3 protein-coding genes are annotated in these 3,150 nt (G+C 69.9%); all 3 read left to right on the forward strand.

All coding sequences use genetic code 11. The annotated features are described in order from the left end of the window. Positions 1-602, forward strand: a 602-nt coding sequence (locus ACNPM4_RS18130; RefSeq protein WP_448986620.1) for a Gfo/Idh/MocA family protein, incomplete at its 5' end; no start/stop codon positions are given. Further along, complete coding sequence (locus ACNPM4_RS18135) at positions 599-2,137, forward strand: sugar ABC transporter ATP-binding protein (protein WP_448986621.1); 1,539 nt, start codon at positions 599-601, stop codon at positions 2,135-2,137. The genes ACNPM4_RS18130 and ACNPM4_RS18135, both read left to right, overlap by 4 nt. Continuing rightward, positions 2,134-3,150, forward strand: a 1,017-nt coding sequence (locus ACNPM4_RS18140) for an ABC transporter permease (protein WP_448986622.1), incomplete at its 3' end; no start/stop codon positions are given. The genes ACNPM4_RS18135 and ACNPM4_RS18140, both read left to right, overlap by 4 nt.

The raw sequence follows: 3,150 nt of genomic DNA on the forward strand, positions 1-3,150 counted from the left end.
GCGACGACGACTGGCGGGTGCGCTCCGAGTCCGGCGGTGCATCCCGCGCCTTCGCCGACATCGGGTCCCACCTGTGCGACCTGATCGAGTTCGTGATCGGCGAGCGCATCCGCGCGCTGAGCGCCCGCACCCGTCGGGTCTTCTCGGAGCGCTCGGGGCAGTCGGTCGACACGGAGGACATCGTCGCGGTGCTCGTCGAGACCGAGTCGGGCGCCCTCGGCACGCTGCTCATCTCGCAGATGGCCGCCGGCCGCAAGAACGCCCTCACCCTCGAGCTGCACGGCTCGCGACAGAGCCTCCGCTTCGAGCAGGAGCGCCCGGAGGAGCTGTGGATCGGCATGCGCGAGGAATCGCGGCTGCTGCTGCGCGACCCCGCCACCGCCGACCCGGATTCCGCGCGGCTGCAGCGGGTTCCGGCGGGACACCCGATGGGCTACCAGGACGCCTTCAACAGCTTCATCGCCGACGTCTATGCGGCGATCGCCGGTGCGGAACCCGATGGGCTCCCGACTTTCGCCGACGGATACCGCTCGGCCGTGCTCACGGAGGCCGTGCTCGCCTCGGCGGCCGACGGCGGACGATGGGTGGAGGTGACGGCATGATCGCGACCACGACCGAACCCGTGCTGCGGGTGGCCGGCATCCGCAAGTCCTTCTTCGGCGTCGAGGTTCTCAAGGGCATCGACTTCGACGTGCGGCCCGGCGAGGTGCACGGTCTCGTCGGCGAGAACGGCGCGGGCAAGTCCACGCTGATGAAGATCATCGCCGGCGTGCAGCCGGCCGACGACGGCACGATTGCCTATCGCGGCGAAGAGGTGCACCACGCGCACCCGCGCCAGGCGATGGATGCCGGCATCGTCACGGTCTTCCAGGAGTTCACCCTGCTGCCGGAGCGCACGGTGGCGCAGAACGTCTACCTCGGACGCGAGCCGCGCCGGCGCGGATTCGTCGACCAGCGCGCCATGAACACGCGCACCGCCGACCTGCTGACCGACCTCGGGGTCTCTTTCATCGAGCCGACCGCGCGCGTCGGTTCGCTCACGGTCGCCGAGCAGCAGATCGTCGAGATCGTCAAGGCGCTCTCCTTCGATGCTCGGGTCATCTCGATGGACGAGCCGACCGCCGCCCTCAGCGACCGCGAGGTCGAGCTGCTCTACGCGATCATCCGCCGGCTCACCTCCCGCGGCGTCGCCGTGATCTACGTCTCGCACCGGTTGAAGGAGATCTTCGACCTGTGCGATCGCATCACGATCCTCAAGGACGGCGCGCTCGTCTCGACCGACGAGACCGCGGCCCTGACCACGGACGAACTCGTGCGGCGCATGGTCGGCCGCTCCATCCAGTCGTACTTCCCGGATGCGGTCGAGGGCACGACGGTCGGGAAGGCGCGGCTCGAACTCGACGGCTGCGGCAACGCCTACGTCGACGGGGTCTCCCTCACGCTCCGCGCCGGGGAGATCGTCGGCATCGCCGGGTTGCAGGGCTCCGGACGCACGGAGCTGGTGGAAGGGGTGTTCGGCATCCAGGCCTTCACCCGCGGATCGATGCGCATCGATGGGGCGCCCGTGCGGATCGGGACCGCCCGCGCCGCCGTCCGGGCCGGGCTCGCCCTCGTCTCCGAGGACCGCAAGGCGCAGGGCCTCGCCCTCGGGCAGTCCGTCCTCGACAACGCTCTCCTCGTCGTCCGCAGTGTCTTCGCCGGTCGGACCGCCGCGTCCCGGCGCGAGGTGCCCGGCATCCTGAGCTCGCTCGAGGTCAGCTCGCGCGGCCTGGATCAGGAGGTGCGCTTCCTCTCCGGCGGCAACCAGCAGAAGGTGGTGCTGGCCAAGTGGCTGCTCACCCAGCCGCAGATCGTGCTCTTCGACGAGCCCACCCGCGGCATCGACGTCGGTGCGAAGTACGCCGTCTATGAGCTGATGCGCGAGCTCGCAGCGCAAGGGAAGGCCGTGCTGATGGTGTCGAGCGAACTGCCGGAGGTGATCGGCATGAGCGACCGGATCCTGGTCATGAACGACGGCGAACTCGTCGCCGAACTGCCGGCGGGCTCCGCCGAGCACGAGATCCTCGGGGCCGCGACCGGCGCCGCCCATCCGGGCACCCTCGATCCCGGCACCGCGACGGACGGGGGTGCGCGATGAAGCGTCTGAAGATCGATTCCACGGTCATCGTGCTCGGCATCCTGCTCCTGGTGCTCGTCATCGGCGCGATCCTGGTCGGTACGGTGGGACGTAACTTCCTCAGCGCCGGCAACATCCGCGACATCCTGACCGGCATGAGCGTGCTCGGCCTCGTCGCGATCGGGCAGACGCTCGTGGTGCTCGGCGCCTCGCTCGACCTCTCGGTCACGTACGTGATCAGCCTGTCGAGTCTGCTGGCGGCCACGATGATGAACGACAACGCGGCGAACATCCCGGCAGCGGTGATCGTGACTCTGCTCGTGTGCGCCGGTGTCGGGCTCGTGAACGGGCTCATCGTGACCGTGCTCAAGGTCAACGGCTTCATCGCCACACTCGGCGTCGGACTCATCCTGCAGGGCATCCTCAACACGAACTTCGAGGGATCCGCGGGGAAGGTGCCCTGGGCGTTCCAGCTCATCGGCGCCACGGGCGTCGGACCCATCCCGGTCTCCACGCTCATCATGATCGTGCTGGCCGTCGTGATCTGGGTGCTCCTCAACCGCACCCGCACCGGCGCCCACCTCTACGCCGTCGGCGGCGACCCCGAGATCGCCCGGCTCTCCGGCGTGCGCACGCGGATGCCGCTCATCTGGGCGCACGTGCTCTGCTCGGTGTTCGCCGGGCTCGCGGGTCTGCTGCTCGCCAGCCGCCTCGGCGTCGGCAGCCCGACCGTCGGGCAGCAGGGCGGCTATGCGCTGCTGTCGATCGCCGCGGTCGTGCTCGGCGGAACGCTGCTTCTCGGTGGTCGCGGCTCCGTCTGGGGCACGATCGGCGGCGTGGCGATCCTCGCGGTCGTCGACAACGTCATGAGCGTCATGCAGGTCAACCCGTTCCTCAAGGACGTCGTCCGCGGCGTCGTCATCGTCGCCGCGGTGGCCGTCTACAGCCGCCGCTCGATCATCCGCCGCCGTCCGCGCTTCGGTGCCGGAGGCACCCGCACCGGTGGGGACGATGCCGCGAAGGCGGCGGCGCCC

It is taken from the genome of Microbacterium umsixpiens (assembly GCF_053543675.1).

Coding starts and splice junctions, on each gene's coding strand:
- ACNPM4_RS18135 (WP_448986621.1), top strand. CDS start 599: ATGATCGCGACCACGACCGAACCCGTGCTGCGGGTGGCCGGCATCCGC.